We start from the raw sequence: 23795 nt of genomic DNA, 5'->3' as shown, positions 1-23795 counted from the left end.
GGTCAGCGGGGCGCGGCCGTCGCCGCGTGCCCCACGAGGCACTCCTCCAGGAAGGCCAGCGCCCGCAGGTGGTAGGCGCGGGCCGCCCAGCCGAGGCTGATGTTGTGCCCGGCTCCGCTCTGCCGGTCGACGACGACCTCGGGCGCTTCAGCCAGCAGCGCTCGGAGCTCGGCGACGGCCTCGTCGTCGTGCTGCCACAGCTGCTCGTGCTCGGAGAAGGTCAGCCGGACCGGGACGCGGACGCGGGCCGCGACTTCGGGGAAGAGCTGCGGCCAGCAGATCAGTTCCTGTAGTTCGCGCTGGGGCATGGGGGTCACGAGGTCCTGGCTGAAGCGGAAGGTATTGGGCGGATAGAGGCGCAGGGGACCCCAGTTCCGCTTCCAGTGGACATGTCCGTCGGCGCCCAGGAGTTCTTCCGTGGTGACGGCGTACCGGTGTCCGCAGCCTGAGATGTCCAGGCCGAGCAGCCGGCCCCGGATGTCGTCGGCCGCGGCGGTCAGGGCAAGCTTGCCGCCGTAGGAGTGGGCGAGGAGGAACAGGCCGCCACCCGTCTCGTACCGGCTGGTGAAGTCGTCGAGCGCCGCGTGCAGGCTCGTGGACTGTTCCACGAGCGTCTGCCCGTCGGGGAACGCGTGGGCGGAGTCTCCGTAGCCGGGGCGGTCGAGGGCGAGGACAGTCAGGCCCAGGCTCGCCCCGAGGGTCAGCAGTGACAGGCCGGTGTGGGCCTGGCCGTCGAAGTATCCGGCCGTCATCCCGCCGCCGTGCAGCGCGATCACCACCGCGCGGGGTGCGGCACCGTCCGGCTCGGCGAGCAGACCGGACAGTGTGGCACCGGCGGCATCCAGGGTGACGCGGCGTACTCCGCCGGACAGGCCCCGCTCGGCGCCAACGGGAAAGGAGGGGTGCGTGGTGCGGGACATGGGTCTCCTGGGTGAGGATACGCGCGGGGACCAACCGGTCAATTGCGCAGCGTCGGCGGCTCTCCGGTGGCCCACACCAGCTGGAAGGACAGACGCTGGAACCGCCAGCCGTGCGCCCCGTGCCGGGCCTCGCCGCGGACGTACGTACCCGTGGTGAACAGCGACCCCGGGGGCGACACCGGGCCGGTGACAGCCGTGTCCGGACGGGTGCGGTTCACCTGGGTGGAGATCAGGTTGGCGCGCACGGTGGCGTGGCCGCCCTCGATGTCCACGACCGCACCGGAGTTCAGATGCTGGGTTCTTACGAACTTCTCCATCGCCGTGCGATGGAACGCCACGAGTCCGTCGATCCCTTCGTGCTTGCCCACGGGAAATTCGACGCAAGCGTCGGACGTGAAGAGGGATGTGGCCCAGGTGTCGTCGATTTCCTTCTCATCGAGGCCGATGAGATACCGGTCGAGGAGTGCGCCGATCTCCATACGCTGGACGAGTTCGTCCGGGGGCGATGTCGCGGGCTGCGTCTCGGGAAAAGGCATGATCTGCTCCAACTCCCGCGCATCGCGGGCTCAGTGAACGAGCGGCATCCGTCTCTTCGGTCAGTGCTTGGCTGGGCTTTCCACCCGGTTCTCCTCGGCCGCGGGCTCCGCCGGCGTCCGGCGCAGCGCGACCGCAGCCACCGCGGCACCGATCACCAGCATCACTGAGCTCAGCGCCGCCGCTACCCGCACCCCATCCGCGAACGCCTGCCCGGCTGCCGCCAGGACATCGGCGGGCAGTTCACCGGCCACTCCCTTGGCGCCGCCGAGCGTGGACCGGGCGGCTTCCACCACCTCGGGCCGCTCGCCGGAGTGCAGGAGCACATCGTCCATTCCGCGCCGGTACACGAAGGTCGCGCAGCTGCCGAGGAGCGCGATTCCGAGGGCGATGCCGAGTTCCTGTGTGGTCTCGGAGATCGCGGACGCCGCGCCCGTCCGTTCGGGCGGTGCGGCCCCGACCACGATGTCGACGCCCAACGCCAGCACGGGCATCAGGCCGCCGAAGAGGAACACGAGGGCGCCGATCACGATCACGAGCTCCTCGCCGCTGTCCTCGAGCAGGGCCAGCACGGCAAGGCCGAGCGCGGCCAGCACCATTCCGCCCGCGATCACCGAGGCCTGACGCACCCGTTTCATGAGTGCCGGGGCGACCATTGTCGTCACAATCCCGGCCAGGAGCGGTGGCACCGTCCACAGGCCGGCCTCGAACGGCGTCAGGTCGAGGACGAGTTGGAGATACTGCGATGTCAGGTACCCCACTCCGCCGATGGCGATGGCGCCGATGGTGAGCGCGAGGAGCGAGATGCCGACGGTTCGCCGACGGAACAGACTGATGTCGATCAGGGGGTTCGCAGCCGTGCGCTGGCGCCGTACGAAGAGCACGCAACCGAGCACACCGACGGCCATCGCCAGGACGGACCACGTCGACAGGCCGCTCTCCGCCGCCTTCTTGAGGCCGTACATCCCGCTGAACACCGCCGCCAGCGCGATCATGGTGCTCGGCAGGTCAAGCCGGCTGGGGGCCGTGTCACGGTACTCGGGCAGCACCGACGGCCCCACCAGGAGCAGGAGCAACATCACCGGTACGCCGATCAGGAACGCCGCGCCCCACCAGAAGAACTCGAGCAGCACGCCACCGACGAGCGGGCCGATCGCCGAGCCGGTCATGAAGCTCATGAACCAGATGGAGATGGCTCTCGTCCGCTGCCGCGGGTCGTGGAACATGTTGCGGATCAGTGCGACGGTCGACGGCGCGAGCGTGGCCCCGGATACACCCAGCAGGGCACGGGCCGCGATGAGCATCTCCGCGCTGACGGAGAATGCGGCGAGTACCGACGCGGCACCGAACCCGGCCGCACCGATCAGCAGCAACCGGCGACGGCCGATCCGGTCGCCGAGCGTTCCCATCGTGATGAGGAATCCCGCGATCACGAATCCGTAGATATCGACGATCCACAGCAGTTGGGAGCTGCTCGGCCCCAGGTCCATGCTGATCGCGGGGACCGCCAGGTGCAGCACCGTCAGGTCCATCGACACGAGCATGGCGGGGAGGGTGAGCATCGCAAGACCGGCCCATTCCCGCCGCCCGGCGAGAGGCCTGTCGGCTGACTGATGCGTGGGCACTTGGTGTCTCCTTCGGCCTTGCGGATCCCTCGGATCAGGTAGTCCCCCGAGGACGTCTGCGGTCCACGAGGACCGGGTGCGGCGGGCAGGTCAGCGCCGGGCGCGGACGGGTTCCCTCACGTCGGCACAGGCCTCGGCCCAGGTGGCCCGCCCGGCGATCGCGGTACGCAGCCGCATGATGGCGCGGCGCTGGTTCAGGCCGAGCGCGCCGATCACTCGCTCGTCACGCCGGTAGAGGGCGAGGAAGCCCTCGGAGTCGGCATCTCCTACGACGACCGAGACCTCGTCGGCGTGCGGCAGCCCGACGAACTGAATCCGGTGCTCCCCCCAGTCCGACCAGAAGTACGGAACGGTCGAGCACTGCTTGGCCGCCGCGGGATCGACAGCGTTGCGCGCGGCCAGCGCACCCTGCTCGGCCGCCGTCGTCCAGTGCTCCAGGCGGACCGTACGGTCGAGGACGGGATTGAACCAGCGGGCCAGGTCTCCTGCCGCGTACACGCCGGGTGCGCCGGTACGCAGATAGCGGTCGCAGACCACACCGTCGTCGAGCTCCAGGCCCGATGCCGTGAGCCAGCCGGTGGCCGGGGCCGCTCCGATCCCTACGACGACGAGGTCGGCGGGCAGGATGCTGCCGTCGGCGAGGCGGACCGATTCGACCCGGCCGATGCCCTCGATCGTCTCAACGGCGGTTCCGCAGCGCAGGGTGATACCGGAGCGGCTGAGCAGTCCGCCGAGCGCTGCGCCCATCTCCTCGCCGACCGCGCGCACCAGAGGCGTCTGCGCGACCTCGAGGACGGTGACGTCGGCCCCCATGGCCCTCGCGGTGAATGCGACTTCCGCGCCGACGAAGCCGGCACCGACCACTACGAGCCGGACGCCGGGAACGAGCGCGGCACGGATGTCCCGCGCGTCGTCGAGGGTCCGCAGCGTATGCACCCCGCGCAGTTGTGAGGAGCCCGGCAGAGTACGCGCACTCGCTCCGGTGGCGAGCACCGTCGCCGTATAGGGGATCTCCTCTTCGCCGACCGTGATGGTCCGGGAGTTCACGCACAACGCGGTCGCCGGCATGCCGAGGCGCAGGTCCACGCCCAGGCCGGAGCGCAATGAGTCCTCACTGTGGAAGTACGGTGCCTTCGCGTCGACGTCCGCGCGCAGGAACTCCTTCGACAGCGGTGGCCGGTTGTAGGGCAGATGCGGCTCGGCGCCGATGAGGGTGACGGTGCCGTCGAATCCGGCCTGTCGCACCGCCTCGACGGCACGCAGGCCCGCGACAGAGGCCCCGACGACCACGAGGCGGCCGTCGTGATCGGTGCGGCTGTGCACTGGTGTAGTCCTTCCCGTTGCTGCGGACGACCGCCCACCGGGGCGGTGTACGGCTCGTACCGGTGAACCCCCGGGACGTGGTGGGCTCAGTGGTGCGTGAGCGGGAGCAGGTCCAGCTGGGTCAGAATGCCGAAGTCGTCGATCAGCCCCCAGCGTTCGACAGCCTGCCCATCGGCGAACCGGAAGATCTCTACCCCGCTGACCTCGAATCGGCGTCCGGTAGGAGCGACACCGTTGAACTTGCCACGGTGGGTGCCCGACACGGTGAACGCCATGGACACGTGCTCCTCATCCGCGGAAAGGTGCCGCGGTACAAGGCGCAGATCGGGGAACCCTGCGGCCAGCGCGCCGAAGAATTCCAGGAGCCCCTCCCGGCCGGGGCCCTGGCCAGGAGCGAGGTCGTGGTCGACGGCCGTCTCGGCGAACAGTGTGCGCACGCCGTTGCCTACGTCACCGGAGTTGATGAGTTCCACTGCTCGCCTCAGAACAGCGAGATTGCCCTCGCGCGACATGCGCTCTCCCCTTGTTTCCCGGCCGCTCGGCCGTCCGTGTTCCTCGAGTTCTTCGAGTTCTTCTGGTTCTTGGCGGTCTTCTAGTTCTTGGCGGCGCGGCTGTGCACGACGCGGTAGGTGTTCGCCCGCCGGGCCGTCACCAGCCTGTCCACCGCGGCCCGGATCTCCTGTACGTCGGCCGGCCGCTCCGACTCGGGCATGTGGTGGAACGCGTCGTAGGCTTCCTTGTTCGCCCACTGGGCGTAGAGGATGATGAACGTCCCGTCGGTCCCGCGGCAGATGCTGTGCGAGCGGTAGCCGGGCACCGTCACCAGCCAGTCGTCCGGCCGGCCGAGGAGATCCACCAGCTCCTGCTGGTTCTCCGGCTCGACGTCCATGATGATGATGACCGTCCAGTCATCGCGTTCCGGTGAGATCTCGATCTTGTCCAGGTCCGGATGGTGCTGGGAGAAGACCACCTCGGTCTTGAGTAGGTTGACGGAGGTCGAGATCTCCTTGAACAGTGGCACCGTTTCGTTCTTGTACTTCTGACCCGCGTACCGGTTCTCGAGGTCGTGGAGGCTGCGCCACTGGATGTAGTTGGCGGTGCCCAGCTTGTCCTGGCCGCCGTGCAGCGTCGACGACACCCAGCCGGTGAAGTTGCCGGTGTCGATGATCTTCTGCATTTCCTCCAGAAGGCGTTGCTGGTGCTCCTCGCTGTCCGTCTCGAACATGTTGAACACCGTCAGGTACCCGTCGTGGGCCTTGATGAGTGGCATGGGTCTCCTTGTTTTCACTGCTGCCGACGCGGTCGGCCGCGGCCAGTGTTTGCCGGATACGTACTAGGCGCTGACGGCTTCCACGACGCTGCACAGGCCCCCGCTGACGACCCGGGAGAGCTTGAGCCCGGCCTGCTGGAAGAGCGCGTCGAACTGTGCCGCGGAGCGCTGGTGGCCACCGCTGAGGACCAGCATGTCCAGGTCGATGAGCTTGACGAGTGGCGCGGGCTCGGTGCCGTCGGGGAGCGTTGCCTCGATCAGGAGCACCCGGCCGCTCGGTGCCATCGCGCGCCGGCAGTTCGCCAGGATCTGTACCGACGGTGCGTCGTCCCAGTCGTGAATGATGTTCGACAGTACATAGGCGTCGGCGCCGGCCGGCACGGAGGCGAAGAAGTCCCCACTCTCCAGCTGCACACGGTCGCTCACTCCGGCTGTCTCGAAGACGCTGCCCGCGCCGCCGATGACCTCGGGACGGTCGAAGAGCACCCCCCGGGTGCCCGGGACGGCTTTCAGGATCTCCGAGAGGAGAGTCCCGTGGCCGCCGCCCACGTCGACGACCTTTCCGAAGGGGGTGAAGTCGTAGGCATCGACGGCCTGAGCGATCACCTGGCGCGACAGCTCGGTCATGGCATCGTCGAACACCGTGGCCGTTTTCGGGTTGTTGTTGAAGTGGTCCCAGATCTCCATGCCGTGCACCTTTGCGAAGGCGGGCTCCCCGGTCCGCATCGTGTCCGCCAGGCCCGACCAGGTCCAGCGGTCGGCCGGCGTACCGACCCAGCGGGCGAAGTTGCGCATCGAGTTCGGCGAGTCGCTGCGCAGCGCGTCGCCCAGTTCGGTCGATTCGAAGACCTGACCGGCCGATTCGCGGAAGAGACCAAAGTCGGCGCAGGCGCGCAGCAGGCGGTAAAGCGTCGGTGCGTCGGCGCCAACCGCCTCGGCGAGGTCGGCCACGGGGCGCGGGCCGGAAGCGAGATGGTCGGCGACACCCAGATCGGCCGCAGCGCTCACGGCCGCGGACATCCAACTGGCGGTGGCGAGCTCGAGTATCCGGAATTGGGGCGGCACGTCGCTGGTCTGAGCAGGCATGGTCGGCACTTCCTTCGTGTGTGGTGGCCAATGGAACGCGGGGGATGCGTTCAGGAGTGGACCGGCTGCGGGGTGGGGCTGCCCTCGGTGCTCACTCGCGGGCGGTCCGCCCCGCCGATGAGAAGTCGGCTCAGGAGCGGCAACTTGGCGCTGAGAATGCGCCCGATCGCGTAGCGGTAGATCATCACCGGCGTGATGCCCTTGGTCCCCGCTTCAAGGCGGGCGGCCAGCTCGCGCAGGTCCTCGCGGTCGGCCGCGACACGATGTCTGATGGCCAGCAGTGGCATGTAGACCTGGCAGCGCTGATGTATCAGGTCCGAGAGGGCAAGGGTCAGCAAGGTGCCCGGAGTGGACCCGTGCGGGAACGACAACAGCCTGTGTCCCATCGTGAGCTTCAGATGGGCCCTCGACCCGGACACGCCACCCAGGACCTTCGAGGTGCGGCAGAGGCGGTCGAGGGACTGCCGGAGTTCGGCGTAGGCCGCGAGCTGTTCCGCACGCGTCGTGGCGTCATCCACGGCTTCGAGGGCGTGGACCGAGATGTGCGCCCCGAGGTTGTGCCGGAACTCGGTGCGCAGCCTGGCCACATGCGTCGGTGCTGTTTTCTCGGCCCTGGCACGGACTTCCTCGGACACCATGACCACGGCAGCCGGCATCGTCATGTCGCTGATGGTCTTGCCGAGCGTGACGATATCGGCACGGCGCATCACGTCCTTGTGGGCGAGGTAGTGCTCACCGGTGCGCCAGCCGCCGGTCAGTACCTCGTCCACGCCGACCAGGTAGCCGTACTCGTCGCGGTGCCGGTCGATCGCCCGGACCAGTTCCTCCGGCAGCGGCCGGCACGCCGCCCCCTGCACCAGCTCGAACCAGACGAGGGCGACATCCTTGGTGCGCAGCAGCGCGAGGAGCTTGTCCACCGCGTCCGGAGCGAAGGGGTCGATATAGGCCAGGTTGGTGTAGTAGGGACGGAACGCGTCCACGTCGGACTCGGTCTTCTGCGGACCCTGCTTGCTCAGGTTGAGCGAGAACAGCGTCTTGCCGCCGTAGTTGCCCGAGAAGGTGACGACGGTCCGCCGCTTCGGTGTGGCGAGCGCCGCAAGGGTCACGGCCATGTGGTTGGCGACCGCGCCGCTCACCGAGGGGAAGGCATGCGGCAGATCGGTGAGCCCGGCGAGCTTGCGTTCGAGGTCGGCGAAGTAGTCGTGGCCGGGGTCGTGTTCGCGTAAGACGCCGGGCACCAGATCGGGCGGGTTGTGGCCGCGCAGGTTGCTGCCGAACCCGCCGGCACAGTCGATGACTTCGCGGCCACGCCGGGTGGTGAACCTTCCGCCGGCAGCGCGTACGACATCGACGTTGAGGTTGAAGACCTGTGCCATCCCGGCGATGTCGGGGTTGATGTGCCGGCCCCAGTACTCGAGTGCCGTCTTCGGGTCGGAGTCGATGGCGCGCAGCACCTTGCGATGCGCCTCGGTGACGTGGCCCGCCCGCTCCAGCGCGTCGCGCACCAGGGAGGCGCAGATGACGTTGCCGCCGTAGGTCGAGGTGTGGGCGAAGCAGTCCACCCGGTTGTGCCACACCTTGTGGGCGGCGGGGGACATGGTCAGTAAGCCGAGCGGTACCTGGCGTTCCGCCAGGCTCTCACCGAAGACCATCACATCGGCGTCGATGGGGTTGGCGAACATACCGGCGGCCGACAGTTCCAGTTCGGTGTTGCACAGCACCACCAGGCTGCCCCGCAGGCGGCACTCCCGCACGAGGCTGAGCAGCGCCTCGTTCCGCAGGTCGGTGTGGTCCTCACGGATGACGACCACTGCCTCCCAGGCAACGGCGCCGTGGCGTTCCACCGCGTCTTCGGCCGACGCCGCGGTGACCACGTGGGGGATCAGCGCCTCTTCGGTGCCCGACTCCACGGGGTCCATGAACTCCTGGTACGTGCCGAGCTCGTCGATGAGCAGGACCCAGCCGCCCTCGTCGCGGCCCTCTCGGACAGCCGAGTGCCGGGCCAGCTTGATCGCGCCCGACAGGGCCTCGAGGCCGGAGCTCAGGAGATAGCTGACACGCGGTCCCTGCGGACCGACGGGAACGAGGTTGCTCAGCAGGTAGCCGAGACCGGCCGCCGCCGGGTTCACGTAGTTGCTTGCCATGAGGAAGTTGCACCGCTGGTCCTGGTTGTGCGCGGTGATCAGCTCCAGAGTGCGCGGCGAGACCGGCCGGAACACGGACCGAGTCGTACTCTCCATCAGCTCAGTTCTCCATCCGCAAAGCGGCCACGGGACATGTGAGAACCGACTGGACCGCGGGGTCGTGCTGTTCCGCCGGAATATCGTGGTCCTCGAGCAGCATGACCAGATCGCCTTGGTCGTCGAGCTGGAAGAGAGCGGGGGCGACTGCCTCGCACACCCCGTGTCCCTCGCACCGCTCCCGGTCAATGGTCACCCTCATCGTGGGCCCCCTCTCAGTGTCGTAGGGAAGGTCGTCAGACGTGCAGCGTGGTCGGCAGGGCTTCCAGGCCGCGAATGGTGTTGTGGCGTTTCCACGTCGGCTCGCCGACCTCGATCCGTTCCACTCGCTTCGCGAGTTCCTCGAGCAGGGCGTGCGCTTCCATGCGTGCCAGCCCCTGGCCCACGCAACCGTGCAGTCCATGGCCGAAGGCCAGATGGGCTGCGACGTTGGGGCGGCGGATGTCGAAGGCGTCCGGGTCCTCCCAGTGACGTTCGTCCCGGTTCGCGGACGCGTAGAGCAGAAACACCCGTGAACCGGCCGGGAGCATCAGACCGTCGAGTTCGCGATCCCTGGTCACCAGGCGGCAGAAGCCTCGTGCGGGCGTCTCGATGCGGACGATCTCATTGAAGGCGTTGGGAATGAGCGAGTGGTCCTCGCGGATCTGCTTCCACTGCTCGGGATGCGTACCGAGCAGCCAGATGGCGGAGGACAGAGCGCTCACCGTGGTGTCCAGTGACGGCACGAGGAAGTCGCCGAGCAGAGTCGGCAGCAGTTCCTTCGGTACCTCTCCGGCGTCGACGGCCGCCACCAGGTTGGCTCCCCAGCTGTCCGGGCGCAGATCGCGCGAGGACGCCAGCTGCCCCAGGAACTCCCACAGTCCCTTCAGCACCGGCATCCCGGCCAGTGTCCGCTCGTTCATGGGGCCGAGAGCATTGAAGCCGGCCGCGGCCCATTCCAGGAGGTTCGCCCGTTCCGTCTCCGGCCAGCCGAGCAGATCGGGAACCATCGACACGGGAAACGCCTGCGCGAAGTCGGTGACGGAGTCGAACCGACGGCGCTCGACGAGTTCGTCCACGAGTGCGGCGGCCCGCTCCCGGACGTACTCCTGGTGGTGGCGCAGCGCCTTCGGTGTCAGCTGGCGACCGAGCACCCGACGGATCCGGTCGTGCTCGGGCGGGTCGCTGGCGATCGTGCCGCCGGCCATGACGCGGTTGAGTTCCTCACTCAGCCCGACGCCCGACGCGGAGGAGAACGAATCGTGGTCGTGCAGGGCTTCGTACACCTCGCGGTAGCGCGGAACCGCCCACGCTCCGTACCTCTCCATCCAGACAGCTGGTCCTGTGCTCCGCAACTTCCGATAGTTCTCGTACGGTGCCAGCACGGACTCATCGGTATACAGGTCTATTTCGGTCGCGGGGGTCGTCACCGTCACGTCAGGCAGCCTTTCTCGTCTTCTTTGATGGGGCTTCCACGGCACGCATGAGATGCGGAGTTATTCCCGGCTGCCCGAGCACAAGGAGATGTGCGAATTGCATCTGGGCCATCTGTGCTAGGGCTTATGAAGCTTCAGTGGCGGCAATGGACTGGAAATGCCCTGCCATTCTTGGTCGCTGTGGACGAGATGGTCAAGAAGTTCTCTTACAGGTCTTCGCAAACTTATGTGGTGCCGGCGTCAATTCAGCGGCGGGACGGGCGGACGGAATCCGGAACGGCGTGCTCGGAACCCGTTTGTCCGGCGTCGTGCGGCCGGGCAGACCTGCTGGGGCCTGCCCGGCTGGAGGTAATCGTGGGGCCCCGCGGTGTCAGAAACCCGGGAAGACCTTCCTCAGCTCATCGAGCGAGACGATGTCGCTGCTCAGCCGGGTGCCGGCCGGGGTGTGCTCCGGGGAGAGTCGGCCGACCGTCAGGCGGAGCATGGCCTCGGCCGGGATCTGCAGTACGCCGTCATGGTTTGCCGGAGCGTCGGTGAGCGCGACGGCGTCCTCCAACTGGAGCCCGAGGGAAAGCTCGTGGCGATCGGTGAGCACGGCGAGGGAGGCCCGCTTGCCGTTGAGTACTTCCGTGTTGCCCAGGAAGCCGATGAGTATGCTCAGTGGCCGGAAGAGGTACTCCACGGCTCCGGGAGCCAGCGCCGCGGAGGGATCGAACACCACCTGGACGTCCCAGGTGTGATACGTGAACTCACCGAGCCGCAGCGCCGCCGAGGCGGCGACGTCGAGCGGATCGGGCAAGAACCCCAGATCGATGGTGAGTTCGTTCCGCGTGGCCTCGTCGAGTCCCTCGTAGCGACTGACCAGTGCCTCGTTTGCCCTCGAGAAGGACTCGGCCTGTTCCTGGGCGGTCATGTGGTTCCAGCGGTCCCACACCTGCTCGTTGAACCCGGCCCCCGGCGCCGCGAAGCCGGCCAGTGCCGCGTCCAGCGTGGCAAGACCGATCTCCGCGCTGCTTCCCAGGTGACTCAGTACCTGCGCGACCGTCCACTCGTCGGCAGCGGAGAGACGCTCCAGCTCGTGGGGGGATAACTGCGCCGCGAAGGACGTGAGCTCCTCATGGCCGGCGCGAAGCGCCGCGATCGGTCCATCGGCTCGGGTGGCCATCTGTTTACCTCCATCGGTGGGTCATGCGGTCGCACGTTGTCACCTGCCCTTGCGGTTGGGCAAGACGGACGCGGTGCGCTGTCACAGTGCTCTGACGGAACTTGACAATGACCTGACCGAATGGCCATTGAAATCCAGTGTTCCGGCGAAGAGACTTCCTTGCGGCGCCTATCCCATTCCCGGGGCGGGCTGCCGGTTTGCAGGTGAATGGCCGACGTCACGCAGGATTTGTCGCCGGTCGTTCATCGACCCGCCGATTCGCGTTCGACTGAATTCCGGGGAGCCTCAGGTGCACAAACTGCGCTCGGCGGTCGCCACCAGTGTCCCGGCGACCTGGTCGATCGACGCGCTCCGGCCGGTGTACAGCAAGTCGAAGCTGTCGAAGCTCGTTATCAGCCAGAGAATGTCGCTGGCTTGGTCGGCGGTGGTGTCCGGGCGCAGCGCCCCCTGCTCTGCCAGGCGCTGCGCGAGGTGGGCCATTCCGGCTGCCCTGCCCTGTTCGAGCCTTTGGATCGCCCCGCCGACAGCGGCGGCGTCCAGTAGCGCCATCGAGAACAGCACACGCAGTACGTCCCGGTGGGCGGCGTACATCTCGACCACCCCCCGGAGGCAGCCGCGCAGCCCCTCGCGGGCGTCGGGATGGTCCGCCACCTCGATCATGGACTCGAATCCGCCGCGCTGCAGGAGGTCGGCGCCGACCGCGTCGAACAAGCCTGCGCGGGAGCCGAAGACCAGGTAGACGGTGGGGCGCGCCACCCGCGCCGTCTGGGCGATGCGGTCGATGCTGACCGGCTTCGTCGGCGCCTGACGCAGCTGCTCATGGACCGCATCGAGGATGCGACGCCGGGTTGCCTGTGCCGTCTCTGCGCGCAAGCGCTGCTCGTACTTCCGGATAGCCATGGCCCCATCCTAGTTCACTTGACACCATGTTTTTCAAAAGGCACAGTGTTTTATGAAACGGGGGCGGCTGTGCCTCGGTGACAGCGCCCTGGCTGGTTGAGGAGGGATGAAGCGTGGCCGTGCAGGTGATGATCCGGTGGAAGCTCAACCCCGGTGAGGTGGAGCGGAATCTGGAGATGCTCCAGACCGTCTACGAGGAGCTGGGATCGGTGAGGCCGAAGGGCCTGCGGTACGACACCTACCAACTCGACGACAAGGTCACCTTCGTGTCGTTCGTGGAGATGGACGAAGGCCCGGCCATGCTTGGCGGCCTTCAGGCCTTCCAGCGCTACCGGGCAGCCCTCGATGCGATGTGCGAGGAGACTCCAGCCGTCACTGTGCTCCACAGCGTCGGCGAGTACACCGCCGAATGACGAGTCGGCGGGGCCCGCAGGCTCTCGCGCCGGGCTCTCTCTGCTCCGTGTTCTTGGTCCCGTAACAAGCATGTGCCCGCAAGAAGCATCAACTCCGGAGAGACAGGATCACCATGACTTCATCGACCGACCAGACCCCGCTCAAGGTCGCGATCATCGTCGGCGCCACCCGTCCGGGCCGCAAAGCCGACAGCGTGGCCGGATGGGTCCACGGCATCGCCGCGGAGCGCGAGGGAGCGACCTTCGAGATCGTGGACATTGCCGACTACGACCTGCCCCACCTTGATGAGCCCATGCCGGCCCTGACCGGCGAGTACTCCAAGCCGCACACGCTCGCGTGGGCGGAGAAGATCGGCTCGTTCGGTGCCCTTGTCTTCGTGACCCCGGAGTACAACGCCTCGATCCCGGGCGTGCTCAAGAACGCGATCGACTACCTCTGCGCCGAGTGGCATGACAAAGCCGCCGGGTTCGTCGGTTACGGCATGGAGGGCGGTGTGCGCGCGGTGGGGCACCTGCGCGTGATCCTCGACGACCTGAAGGTCACCGGCGTACAGCCCGCCGTTGAGCTCACCCTGCCCGAGGACTTCCAGAACTTCGCGGACTTCGCGCCGAGGGAGTTCAAGGCAAAGGACGTCCTTGCGATGCTCGACGCGGTGCTTGCCCAGGCGCGGGTCTCGGCAGCGAAGGTTCCGTCCGAGGCGGCTCAGGGGGCGTAGCCCCGACGCGTGGCCCGTGACACCCACCACCAGGCGTCTCCCCTGGGTGCCACGGGCCACGCCCCTCGCCCCCGGGGGCCGGGGTCGGCTCAGGCCACGGCGCCCGCGATGTCCCGGGCCCGTACCGCGGCCCTGATCCCCGGGGCGATCTCGTCGGCCGCAGCCGGGCCGTATGCCCTGCCGATGTGCTGCAGCAGAGCATCGGCGGTGATCGCGTACTCCTGTGTGCCGACGGACTCCAGGACCACCGTGGCCAGCGCGCAACCGAGGCGGGCGGCCCGGGAGAAGGGCCAGTGCCATGACGTACCGGCGAGGAATCCGGCCCGGAAGGCGTCACCGACGCCGGTGGGGTCGACCGCCGTGTCGACGGGCACGGCGCTGATGTGCAGCGGCTCCCGCCCCGCCTGTGCGATCTCCACGCCGGCGGACCCCCGGGTGGTGATCCAGGTGGCGGTGTGGCGCAGCACCTCGTCCTGCGCCCACCCACCGCGCTCCTGGAGCAGGGCAGCCTCGTACTCGTTGGTGAACAGGTACTGGGCACCGTCCACGAGCCGGCGGGTCTCCTCCCGGCTGAGCCGCGCGAGCTGCTGCGAGGGGTCGGCCGCGAACGGGATGCCGCCGCGGCGGCACTCGTCGGTGTGGCGCAGCATTGCCTCGGGATCATTGTGCGCCACGACGACCAGCCCCGGCGTGCCGCATCGTTCGGCCACCGGGGCCAGTGAGATCTCCCTGGCCTCGGCCATCGCCCCGGCGTAGAACGTGGCGATCTGGTTCTGCTCGGCGTCGGTCGTGCACACGAAACGGGCGGTGTGCCGGCTCTCACTGATCCGCACCGAGTCCGTGTCGACGCCGTGCCCGCGCAGCCAGACGCCGTAATCGGCGAAGTCCTTGCCGGCCGCACCGGCGAGGACGGGGGTGAGCCCGAGCGCGGCCAGGCCGAAGGCAATGTTTGCGGCCACGCCCCCGCGCCTGACGTGCAGGGTGTCGACCAGGAACGACAGGGAGACCCGGTCGAGCCGGTCGGCGATCAGCTGGTCGGTGAACTTCCCAGGAAAGACCATGAGATGGTCCGTGGCGATGGAGCCGGTCACCACGATGCTCGGCACGTCGGCGTTCTCCTTCGGATGCGGCGGGAATGACGGGCGAGATCGGGCGCAGCAGATCGAGGTCGCGAATGATCGCGGCCGGGCGCAGGTCGAAGACCTCGGTGACGGCCTTCTCGATGGCTGTGGTCGGCACCACGGCGGTGCCGAAGGTCTCGATGAACAGGCCCGTCGGCTCGGGCAGCCGATCGCGTACGCGACTTGGACCTCGCAGCGCGAGGCGAGACCGGCCGCGACGACGTTCTTCGCGACCCAGCGCATCGCGTACGCCGCCGAGCCTTCGACCTTGGACGGGTCCTTGCCGGAGAAAGCGAGCCGCTGCCGTGGCGGGCCATCCCGCCGTACGTATCGATGATGATCTCGCGGCCGGTCAGGCCCGCGTCGCCCATCGGACCGCCGATCTCGAACTGCCCAGTCGGGTTGACCAGCGGGCGGTAGCCCTCGGTCTCCAGCTTGATGCCGTCCTCGGCCGGCTCGGCCAGCACCTGCGGCCACGTGGTCGTCAGCTCTTCACGGGCGTACCGATGTTCGCGGGCGTACCGAACCACCGGCGCAGCGTGTCCGGCAGCTGCTCGGTGCCCAGCGAAGTCCACACAACATGGCCGTCGGGCCGTACGAGGACGGCGCCCGCCCCGGCGAAGGCGGCGTCGGACTCCGGCGTGGCGGTCACCGTCGCCACCCGGTCCTTCCAGCCCGCCGCCGCGTCCCGCAGGGCGGCGTCATCGGCCAGGTCGAGCAGCACTCCCTGCGCGGCGTGCAGCAGCTCCGTCGTGCTGGTCGCAGCGGCCACGCCGCGCAGTACGTGGTGACCGATCCGCCGGCCGAGCAGCGCATGGCTGCCGTCACCGACCTCGTAGCGGATGTCGATGTGGCTCACGGCGCCCGCGAGATGCCGCTTGACGTCGTCGTAGGCGATGAGTTCGGCGAACAGCGCGCGCAGCGGGTCCGCCTCGGGGCCGCCGAGGAACACCATGCCCTGAGCCCGGGTGTTCATCAGCAGCCGCGCACCCACCGGGTGGCGCTCGGTGTGGTAGGTGTCCAGGAGGCTGGCCGGCGCCCAGCCCTGCACCACGGCGGCCAGCTTCCAGCCCAGGTTGACCGCGTCCTGCACGCCGGTGCTCAGGCCCTGCCCGCCAGCCGGCAGGTGGATGTGAGCTGCGTCGCCGGCGAGCAGGACCCGGCCCCGGCGGTACTCGGTGACCTGACGGGTAGCGTCGGTGAACGAGCTGACCCAGTCCGCGCTGCCGCCGTGGATGTCCTCACCGGTCAGCCGCTGCCAGGCGTCGGCGACCTCACTGAAGCTCGGTGTCTCGCTGCGGCCGGGCGGCGGGGTGCCGTGCTCGCACACGATGACGCGGTCAACTCCCTCGGCCAGCGGGGCGGCCATCACCATGCCCCCGGGTAGCTGCTCCCCGAGGAACCTCGGCTTCAGGTCGCAGCCGACGACGTCGGCGAGGTACATCCCACGCGTCGCGTCCGTGCCGGGGAAGTCGAAGCCGGCGGCCTTGCGTACCGGGCTGTGGCCTCCGTCGCAGCCGACGAGGTACGGCGCCCTCAACTGCCGTACGCCCTCCGGCGTATCGACGGTGATCGTCACGCTCTCCTGGTCGTGGCCGGCCTCCAGGAACTCCCACCCGCGCCGGATCTCGGCGCCGAGCGAGAGCGCCCACCGTTCGAGCACGGCCTCCGTCTGGGACTGCGGTATGCCGCGGGCCCCGAAGTGGGCCCCCTTCAGGACCGTGTAGTCGAACTGGATGCCGCCGAAGTGGCCCATCGGACTGGTCTCGAGACCGCCGAACGCCGGCACGAGGCCCCGCTGGTCGAACACCTCCATGGCCCGTGCGGTGAAGCCGAGGCCGCGCGACTGCCCGGTGGGCTGGGCAAGGCGCTCTGTCACGATCACCTGCGCCCCACCGAGGCGCAGCTCACCGGCGAGCATCAGCCCAGTCGGGCCGGCGCCCACGATGATGACGTCCGCGTCGAACATATCCGTCTCCATGACTGTCCTCATTCTGTTCCGACGTGAGTTCTGTCCAGTTCGAGCGGCTGCCCGGGTGCCCTGTGCGGCCCCGGCACCGCGGGGGACTCATAGCCCAGCTCTTCGCGGATCCTGGGTCGCACTCCTACGGCGTCTGTGTGGAGGGTGCGCCGAACCAGCGGCGCAGCGCGTCCCGGAGCTCCCCCTCCCCGGAACCGGCGCACACGATATGCCCGTCCGGGCGTACGAGAATGGCGTCGACCCCGTGCAAAGGCCCCCCAAGGACGGGCTCCGCGACCACCGTGTCGACCCGCCCCGGCCACGGCCCGGCAATGGTGCGCAGCCGGGCACCGCCGGCGGAGCCGATGAGACCGAGCAGCACCCCGCGGCCGGCGCGCAAGAGCGACGTCGTGGTGCACTGCCGTTGGCCGACTGCCAGGTTCGCGTGCGGCAGCCGGACGCCCAGTAGGGGGTGGCTGCCGCCGCCGACGTCGTACCGGATGTCGAGCCCGGAAATCATCCCGGCCAGGTGTTCGCGGACCTGGCTACGGGCGATGAGCTCCGCGAGCACTCCGCGTACCGGCTCCACTTCCGCTCCGCCGAGCAGCAGTGTCGCCTGGGTGCTGATGTTGGCGAGCACCCTGTTTCCCACTTCGTGCCGTTCGCTGTGGTAGCTGTCGAGCAGGCTCGCCGGGGCTGTGCCCGCCACCTCGGCCGCTAGCTTCCAGCCGAGGTTGACCGCGTCCTGCAGCCCGAGGTTCAGCGCCTGGCCGCCGATGGGCATCTGCTGGTGCGCGGCGTCCCCGGCGAACAGCACCCGCCCCACTCGGTAGTGCGCGAGCTGGCGGTTGGCATCGCCGAACGCGTTCACCCACAGCGGTGTGCCGTGGCTGATGTCCTCGCCGGTGACACGCTTCCAGACGTCGGCGACCTCGGCGAACTCGGGCTCCGCGGTGCGGGGCCGGGCCGCGCTGCCGAATGCGTGCACCATCACCCGCGTGACTCCATCGCCGCGCCGGGCGGCGATGGCCAGTCCCCGCTCGAGGCGCTCGAAGCGCCGGCCGGGGATGTCGATGCCCGCGACATCGGCCCGCAGCAGTTCCCGCTGTGCGTCCTGGCCGGGAAAGCGTGCTTCAGTCAGCCGGCGCAGGGCGCTGTCCTGGCCGTCGCATCCCACCACGTACCGGCTGCGGATGCGCACCGGTCCCGCCGGGCCGGCCGCCTGGGTCAGGACCTGGTCCCCGGCCATGGTCACCCCGCGCAGCTCATGATCGCGCCGCAGGTCGGTCCCAAGTGAGCGGGTCCAGCCCTCCAGCAGTTCCTCGGTGCGCGTCTGCGGCACCTTCCACTGCCCTGGATAGGGGCTGGGCAGGGTGAGATCGAGGGGGATGCCGCCGAAGTGCCCGCGGGGCTCGTTCGGCGGAGTGCCGAGGGCCGCGAGCAGCCCCCGGCCGTCGAGGATCTCCATGGTGCGGGCGTGCAGCGTCGATGCCCTCGACTCCGTTGTCGGGGCGCCACGCCGCTCCAGTACGACCACCTTCACGCCACCGAGCCGCAGTTCGCCCGCGAGCATCAGCCCGACGGGCCCCGCGCCGACGACCACGACCTGGGTGTCCAGGCTGTCCGCGGCCATGGTCAGCGCTTGTTCTCGGCGTAGCTCTTGGAGTGGCCCAAGGTGGCGCGGCTGTTGGTGCTCAGCGCGGTCTGGACGTACTCCTTGGCGTCGGCCAGGGTCGCCTCGGCGCCGAGGATCCTCGCAATGTTTCCGGTGTTGATGACGACGGTGTGCTGGGAGGTGGCCGCGACCGAGTTCTCGGCGTCCCCGGTCTCCTCGAAGGTCCAGTACCCGGTGTGCATCGTCATCAGCGCCGGCAGTGTGACCTGCTTGTAGGCGATCTTGTGATGCGGAAAGGTCACGCGGTACGACTTCGTCGTGTGCGTCGAGCCGTCTTTGGCGCGGGTGTCCATCTCCAGGGTCTGCAGGCCCGGGGTGTCCTCTTCGAGCCGGACGCTGGCCACGTGCGGCAACCGCTCCCGCCACAGGTGCGCCTCGTTTATAAAGTCGTAGACGTCCTTGGCCGAACCCTCGATCCGCACCGTGTCCTCGAAGGAGAAGGTCAACTCCTCGGACGCGTGCGCGAACTCCACATTCGTCTTCAGTGCCGCCAGCTCGGAGCGTGAATTGCGGTCGACGGCCTCGTCGATCCACGCCAGGCCCTCGGGGTCGTCGTCGACGGCCCGGTAGTCGTGCAGCAGCCGGATCCTCGACTCGGTGTCCGAGAGCGGTTCGATCACCCAGGTTCCGCCCATCGAGGCGACGGGCGGGGTCGAGACCTCCTGGCGGAAGTCGATCCGCAGGGCCTGCGGATCGAGGACGCGGCGTGAGGTCCAGTTCTTGGCCTCGCCGTTGGCGGTGGCCCAGATCCGTATCCGCTCCTCGTTCTCACCCAACTCGACATGGTCGACGTAAATGGTGGGCGGAAAGATCCGCGGCCAGTTCTCCACGTCGGCGATCAGCCGGTAGACGGCGCCGGCGGGGGCCGAGACCGTGATCTCGTGCTCCACCTCGCGCAAACCGTTCTGCGCCATGCTCTTCCTCCTGCTCCAGTACACGCTCGGTATGTGTGGCTCGGTATGTCGTACTCGGTGAGCGGCCGCGGATCCGGCAGGCTCAGAAATTCCCCAGGCCGCCGCAGACGTTCAGGGCCTGCGCAGTGATGGAGGCGGCGGTGTCCGACGCGAGATAGCCGGCAAGCCCGGCGACCTCCTCCGGCGTCGAGTAGCGGCCGAGCGGGATCTTCGCCTGGAACTTGTCGAGGATCGCCTCCTCGGTGGTGTCGTACGCCGACGCGTAGCCGGCGCGCACCCGCTGCGCCATGGGGGTCTCGACGTAGCCCGGGCAGACCGCGTTGACGGTGATCCCGGTCGGCGCGAGCTCATTGCCGAGCGCCTTGGTGAAGCCGATCACGCCGTGCTTGGACGCCGAGTAGGGGGCGCCGAGCACCACACCCTGCTTCCCCGCCGTGGAGGCGATGTTGATGATGCGGCCCCAGCTCTTGCTGCGCAGGCCGCCCGTGTTCAGGACCTCCCGGGTCAGCCGGAAGACGCTGTGGAGGTTGGTGTCGATGACGTCGTGCCACAGCTCGTCGTCGATGTCGGCGGTGACGCCGCCACCGCTGCGGCCGGCGTTGTTGACGAGGATGTCGACGGAACCGAAACGATCGACGGCTCCCTGCACGAAGGTGGCCACGGCTTCGTTGGAGCGGACGTCGACGGCGGTGCCGTCGACGTCGAGGCCCCCCTCACGCAGCTGCTTGACGATCGAGGCCACGTTCTCGGAGTTGCGCGCGCCGATGAACACCTGATGGCCCTGAGTGGCCAGAAGCCTGGCTATGGCGAGGCCGATTCCACTGGTGGCGCCGGTGACGAGGGCGACCCGCTTGTCCTGCTGCGGCATGCTTCCTTCTCCTGGTGATGTAGGGGCCTGTTGATGTGCGCGACCTGGAGCGAGTGGCGGTTGCCGCCGGGTGGCGCAACGCGCGTGCTCAGGCGGCAGAAACGGTCAGATGCTGGTTGACGGCGTCGATGAGGGCGCGCGGTGTGACCGCGTCGGTCAGGACCGAGTCGTCGAGGGTGATGCCGTACTCACGCTCGATCCGGCTGCCGGTCTCCAGCAGAGCGAGCGACTCGTAGCCGAGCTCCTCGAACTCCTTGTCGTAGATGTCGCCGTCCAGGTCCACGCCGTCGGCGGCGCCGGCGCCTTCGAGGAGGATCCGCTTGAGGTTGTCGAGGGTGAAGCTGTCGCTGGCCACGTGGGCTCCTTCATGATCGGTATGAAGTACAGAGAGTGGTGTGCCCGGCGGGTCAGGGCATGTGCGGTCCCGGCCCGCGGGCTCTGATCCGGGGCGGCGCGCCCAGGTCCTGTCCGGCCGGATCAACCGGACGCGACCGGGTCCTTGGCCCGCACGACCATGGCGGAGTTGAAGCCACCGTGGCCGCGGGCCAGGACCAGCGCGGTACGCACCTCGGTGGTACGCGGCTGGGCCGTCACCAGGTCGATGTCGTACTCGGATGCCTGCTGCACATGCACGGTGGGCGGAATGAGGCCCTCCTCCATGGCGAGGAACGCGGCCGCGAGATCGAGCGGGGCGGCACCCGAGTACAGCCGGCCGGTCATCGTCTTGGGCGCGGTGACCGGTACCCCCTTCGGCCCGAAAACCGCGGTGATGGCTTCGGCCTCGATACGGTCGAGCGCCGGGATGGCCGCGGCGTCGGCGAAGACCACGTCGACATCGCCGGGAGCGGCATCCGCGTCTGCCAGGGCCAGCTCGATCGCCTTGCGCAGTCCGGGCTCACGTGCGCTGCCCGGCTTGGGGTCGAAGGTCGCTCCGTAGCCGGAGATCTCGCCGTAGACCTTGGCACCACGGCTGCGCGCGGCCGATGCGTCCTCCAGGATCAGAATCGCGCCGCCCTCGCCGGGTACGTGCCCACGTGCCTCGGAGTCGAACGGCAGGTAGGCGCGAGTCACTTCGTCGCTGGTGCTCAGCCGCTTGCCGGCCAGCTGAGCGACCCAGCCCCAGGGACATATGGAGGCGTCGACCGCGCCGGAGACGATAAGCCGTGTCCCCTTGCGTATCTGCCTGCGGGCCTGCGCCACCGCGTCCAGGCCGCCGGCCTGGTCACTGACGACCACGCCGCTGGGCCCCTTCATGCCGTTGCGGATGGAGATCTGGCCGCTGTTGACCGCGTAGAACCAGGCGAACGACTGATAGGCGCTGACGAACTGGCTGCCCTGGCTCCACAGCTTCTCCAGCTCGCCCTGACCGAACTCGAATCCGCCGGAGGAACTCGCGGTGATGACGCCCATGTCGAACTCGGGCAGCTCTTTGGGCGTCACGCCCGCCTCGGCGAGCGCCCAGTCCGCGGCGACCAGCGCGAGCCTGGTCATCCGGTCGGTCTGCGGCAGCAGCCGGCTCGGCAGATGGCTCTCTGCCACGAAGCCGGTGACCTGCCCGGCCAGTTTGGCGGGGTACTGCGCCGGATCGAAGCGGGTGATCCGGCCGATGCCGCCCTTGCCGCTGCGGGTCGCCGCCCAGTATTCCTCCGTGCCGAGGCCGTTGGGCGCGACGATACCCAGGCCCGTCACTACCACGGACATGGTCATGCCACGATCCTCTCGGGCCGGGCCAGCACCATCGCGCTCTGGAATCCACCGAAGCCGCTGCCGACCGAGAGGACCGCATCGGTGAGCTGGTCGCGGGCGGTCAGTGGCACATAGTCGAGATCGCACTCCGGGTCCTGGTTGTGCAAATTGGCCGTGGGAGGGACCGCGTTGTGTTCCATGGCAAGTGCGGAGGCCGCGATCTCGATGGAGCCGATCGCCCCCAGTGAGTGCCCGACCATGGACTTGATGGAGCTCACAGGCGTGCGATAGGCGTGCTGTCCCAGACTCCGCTTGAACGCCGCCGTCTCGTGCCGGTCGTTCTGCTTGGTGCCGGAGCCGTGGGCGTTGATGTAGTCAATCTCCTCGGGGTTCATCCGCGCTTCGTCGAGCGCGACCCGGATCGCCTCCGCCATTTCGCGGCCGTCCGGCCGCAGCCCGGTCATGTGGTAGGCGTTGCTGCGCGTGGCATAGCCCGCGATCTCCGCGTAGATGTGCGCACCGCGACGCCGCGCGCTCACCAGTTCCTCCAGTACGAAGACGGCGGAGCCCTCGCCGAGCACGAAGCCGTTGCGGGTGGCGTCGAACGGCCGTGAGGCGCGCTCCGGCTCGTCGTAGCGGGGCGTGGTCGCCTTGATTGCGTCGAAGCACGCCATCGTGATCGGCGAGATCGGGGCGTCGGTGGAGCCTGCGATCATGACGTCGGCGGAACCTTCGCGGATCAGCTCGACGGCATGGCCCACGGAGTCGATGCCCGAGGTGCAGCCTGTGGAGACCACGGTGCTCGGTCCCTCGGCACCCACGGCCCAGGCCACTTCGGCCGCGAACGAGCTGGGCACCAGGAAGTCGTACAGGTGCGGAACAGCGTAGGTGTGGTCGACCAGAGTCAGCTGACCGCCGTCACTGACGGTCCGGTACTCCTCGTCGAGCCCCATCGTGGCCCCCACCGCACTGCCGATGGTGACGCCGAGGCGGTACGGGTCGAGCGCATCGAGCTCGATACCGCTGTTGGCGACCGCCCCACGCGCCGCGACCACGGCGAACTGCGCGGCCCGGTCCATCCGCCTGACCTCCTGTGGGCTCAGGCCATGTATCTCGGGGTAGAAGTCGATCTCCGCGGCCACCCGGGAACGGAAGGGTGAGGGATCGAAGAAGGTGATGCCGCGCGTGGCGGTCCTTCCGTCACTCAGCAGGCTCCAGAATTCCTTGGTGCCGACCCCACCGGGAGCCAGGACCTCGATGCCGGTGATGACAACGCGTCGGCCGGTCACTCGGACGCCTCCCAGTTGTAGAAGCGCGTGGCCATCGCGTCCGCCGGCGAGCGCCACGTCTTGGGGTCGTACGCCTCGATGAACGGCTTGAGGTCGTCGCTGATACTGACGAAACGCGGGTCGGTTTTCGCCGTCTCTATCCGCTCACTGCCATTGTCCGATTCGAAGTCCTGAAGATGGAAATACAGGCCCCGGTACAAAAACAGCTGACGGCGGCGCGTCCCCATGAGATGAGGCATCTCAGTGGCGTCGAAGTCACCGAACAGTTTGGCGACATCGAGGCTCGCACCGCGGTCCATTCGAGCCACAATCAACGTGCTGTGCATGGGATCCAACTCCTCCACGACCGGTAATCCGACAACTAGACTCTTCGCTCCGGCCATTTTTTTCGATACGCATTAGGTCAGGGCTTTGTCAGAACCTGTCAGACCTCTGCGAGGTGCATTACAGGCAGGATTGCAGACAGATTTCGTCCGAAAGTGCAAGGGAAGAGTGCAGGTCAGAAGTCACATGTGCAGGCCGAATAAACCGACCGCGCCTGTGCGCACTCGGTGAGAAAAGGGCTTCGCGGGAAGAAGTCTCAGTCCTTGATCTCGCAGATCATCGCGCCGGACGAGATGGACGCGCCGACCTCGGCCGACAGGCCCTTGATGGTGCCGGAGCGGTGCGCGTTGA

General features: G+C 68.4%; 23 protein-coding genes and 1 pseudogene. 2 read left to right on the top strand and 22 right to left on the bottom strand.

The annotated features are described in order from the left end of the window. Positions 1–2 precede the first annotated feature (2 nt). From ACFYWY_RS34020 to ACFYWY_RS33965, 12 genes are all read right to left on the bottom strand, one after another. Positions 3–920, bottom strand: coding sequence for an alpha/beta hydrolase (locus ACFYWY_RS34020; RefSeq protein WP_389193999.1), 918 nt, complete (start codon positions 918–920; stop codon positions 3–5). Positions 921–958: 38 nt separating this feature from the next. Further along, positions 959–1456 (bottom strand): nuclear transport factor 2 family protein, encoded by a 498-nt coding sequence (locus tag ACFYWY_RS34015; RefSeq protein ID WP_389193996.1) that lies wholly within the window; start codon positions 1454–1456, stop codon positions 959–961. Between the two features lie 60 nt (positions 1457–1516). Then, a complete protein-coding gene (locus ACFYWY_RS34010) occupies positions 1517–3016 on the bottom strand; it encodes an MFS transporter (protein WP_389194131.1) in 1500 nt (499 codons plus the stop codon). Between the two features lie 153 nt (positions 3017–3169). After that, a complete protein-coding gene (locus tag ACFYWY_RS34005; RefSeq protein ID WP_389193994.1) occupies positions 3170–4402 on the bottom strand; it encodes an NAD(P)/FAD-dependent oxidoreductase in 1233 nt (410 codons plus the stop codon). Between the two features lie 86 nt (positions 4403–4488). Next, complete coding sequence (locus ACFYWY_RS34000; RefSeq protein WP_389193991.1) at positions 4489–4914, bottom strand: ester cyclase; 426 nt, start codon at positions 4912–4914, stop codon at positions 4489–4491. Between the two features lie 80 nt (positions 4915–4994). Further along, positions 4995–5672, bottom strand: a complete 678-nt coding sequence (locus ACFYWY_RS33995; RefSeq protein WP_389193988.1) for an antibiotic biosynthesis monooxygenase family protein — start codon at positions 5670–5672, stop codon at positions 4995–4997. A 63-nt stretch (positions 5673–5735) separates the two neighbouring features. Next, positions 5736–6758 carry a methyltransferase gene (locus tag ACFYWY_RS33990; RefSeq protein ID WP_389193985.1) on the bottom strand — a complete coding sequence of 341 codons (1023 nt, stop codon included), beginning with the start codon at positions 6756–6758 and terminating at the stop codon, positions 5736–5738. Positions 6759–6808: 50 nt separating this feature from the next. Next, positions 6809–8998, bottom strand: coding sequence for an aminotransferase class III-fold pyridoxal phosphate-dependent enzyme (locus ACFYWY_RS33985; protein WP_389193982.1), 2190 nt, complete (start codon positions 8996–8998; stop codon positions 6809–6811). 4 nt (positions 8999–9002) lie between these two features. After that, the gene (locus ACFYWY_RS33980) at positions 9003–9200 is read right to left on the bottom strand and encodes a ferredoxin (RefSeq protein WP_389193979.1); all 198 of its coding nucleotides are present in this window, start codon (positions 9198–9200) and stop codon (positions 9003–9005) included. Positions 9201–9234: 34 nt separating this feature from the next. After that, positions 9235–10305, bottom strand: a complete 1071-nt coding sequence (locus ACFYWY_RS33975) for a cytochrome P450 (RefSeq protein ID WP_389193976.1) — start codon at positions 10303–10305, stop codon at positions 9235–9237. Positions 10306–10783: 478 nt separating this feature from the next. After that, on the bottom strand, positions 10784–11578 hold the full coding sequence (locus ACFYWY_RS33970) for a maleylpyruvate isomerase N-terminal domain-containing protein (RefSeq protein ID WP_389193973.1): 795 nt from the start codon (positions 11576–11578) through the stop codon (positions 10784–10786). A gap of 285 nt (positions 11579–11863) precedes the next feature. Then, positions 11864–12478 carry a TetR/AcrR family transcriptional regulator gene (locus ACFYWY_RS33965; protein ID WP_389193970.1) on the bottom strand — a complete coding sequence of 205 codons (615 nt, stop codon included), beginning with the start codon at positions 12476–12478 and terminating at the stop codon, positions 11864–11866. A gap of 113 nt (positions 12479–12591) precedes the next feature. Here ACFYWY_RS33965 and ACFYWY_RS33960 point away from each other — a divergent pair, with 113 nt between their 5' ends. Together ACFYWY_RS33960 and ACFYWY_RS33955 are read left to right on the top strand one after the other, a co-directional pair. Beyond that, positions 12592–12891: a hypothetical protein gene (locus ACFYWY_RS33960; RefSeq protein ID WP_389193967.1), complete on the top strand. Its 300-nt coding sequence runs from the start codon at positions 12592–12594 to the stop codon at positions 12889–12891. A gap of 113 nt (positions 12892–13004) precedes the next feature. Next, positions 13005–13607, top strand: a complete 603-nt coding sequence (locus ACFYWY_RS33955) for an NADPH-dependent FMN reductase (protein WP_389193965.1) — start codon at positions 13005–13007, stop codon at positions 13605–13607. Between the two features lie 89 nt (positions 13608–13696). On the opposite strand, the gene ACFYWY_RS33950 is transcribed toward ACFYWY_RS33955, so the two are convergent. From ACFYWY_RS33950 to ACFYWY_RS33905, 10 genes and pseudogenes are all read right to left on the bottom strand, one after another. Continuing rightward, the gene (locus tag ACFYWY_RS33950) at positions 13697–14668 is read right to left on the bottom strand and encodes a carbohydrate kinase family protein (RefSeq protein WP_389194129.1); all 972 of its coding nucleotides are present in this window, start codon (positions 14666–14668) and stop codon (positions 13697–13699) included. 85 nt (positions 14669–14753) lie between these two features. Further along, a pseudogene (locus ACFYWY_RS33945) lies at positions 14754–15177 on the bottom strand (methionine adenosyltransferase domain-containing protein); the annotation flags it as partial. A 35-nt stretch (positions 15178–15212) separates the two neighbouring features. Continuing rightward, positions 15213–16709, bottom strand: a complete 1497-nt coding sequence (locus tag ACFYWY_RS33940) for an FAD-dependent monooxygenase (RefSeq protein ID WP_389193962.1) — start codon at positions 16707–16709, stop codon at positions 15213–15215. Between the two features lie 124 nt (positions 16710–16833). After that, positions 16834–18321 carry an FAD-dependent monooxygenase gene (locus ACFYWY_RS33935; RefSeq protein ID WP_389193959.1) on the bottom strand — a complete coding sequence of 496 codons (1488 nt, stop codon included), beginning with the start codon at positions 18319–18321 and terminating at the stop codon, positions 16834–16836. A 2-nt stretch (positions 18322–18323) separates the two neighbouring features. Continuing rightward, the gene (locus ACFYWY_RS33930; RefSeq protein ID WP_389193957.1) at positions 18324–19277 is read right to left on the bottom strand and encodes an aromatase/cyclase; all 954 of its coding nucleotides are present in this window, start codon (positions 19275–19277) and stop codon (positions 18324–18326) included. Between the two features lie 82 nt (positions 19278–19359). After that, a complete protein-coding gene (gene fabG / locus ACFYWY_RS33925; protein ID WP_389193954.1) occupies positions 19360–20145 on the bottom strand; it encodes a 3-oxoacyl-ACP reductase FabG in 786 nt (261 codons plus the stop codon). A gap of 88 nt (positions 20146–20233) precedes the next feature. After that, positions 20234–20500 (bottom strand): acyl carrier protein, encoded by a 267-nt coding sequence (locus tag ACFYWY_RS33920; protein ID WP_389193951.1) that lies wholly within the window; start codon positions 20498–20500, stop codon positions 20234–20236. Positions 20501–20622: 122 nt separating this feature from the next. Continuing rightward, entirely contained in the window at positions 20623–21852 is a 1230-nt protein-coding gene (locus ACFYWY_RS33915) for a ketosynthase chain-length factor (RefSeq protein ID WP_389193949.1), read from the bottom strand. Next, on the bottom strand, positions 21849–23120 hold the full coding sequence (locus tag ACFYWY_RS33910) for a beta-ketoacyl-[acyl-carrier-protein] synthase family protein (protein WP_389193946.1): 1272 nt from the start codon (positions 23118–23120) through the stop codon (positions 21849–21851). Before ACFYWY_RS33910 ends, ACFYWY_RS33915 begins: the two co-directional genes overlap by 4 nt. Continuing rightward, complete coding sequence (locus ACFYWY_RS33905) at positions 23117–23446, bottom strand: TcmI family type II polyketide cyclase (RefSeq protein WP_389193943.1); 330 nt, start codon at positions 23444–23446, stop codon at positions 23117–23119. The genes ACFYWY_RS33910 and ACFYWY_RS33905 overlap by 4 nt, the downstream gene beginning before the upstream one ends. Between the last annotated feature and the right edge of the window lie 349 nt (positions 23447–23795).

The organism is Streptomyces sp. NPDC002870, assembly GCF_042888505.1.
GTDB lineage: Bacteria > Actinomycetota > Actinomycetes > Streptomycetales > Streptomycetaceae > Streptomyces.
The sequence above is the reverse complement of the archived record's forward strand: the minus strand, read 5'-3'. Positions and strand labels throughout refer to the sequence as shown.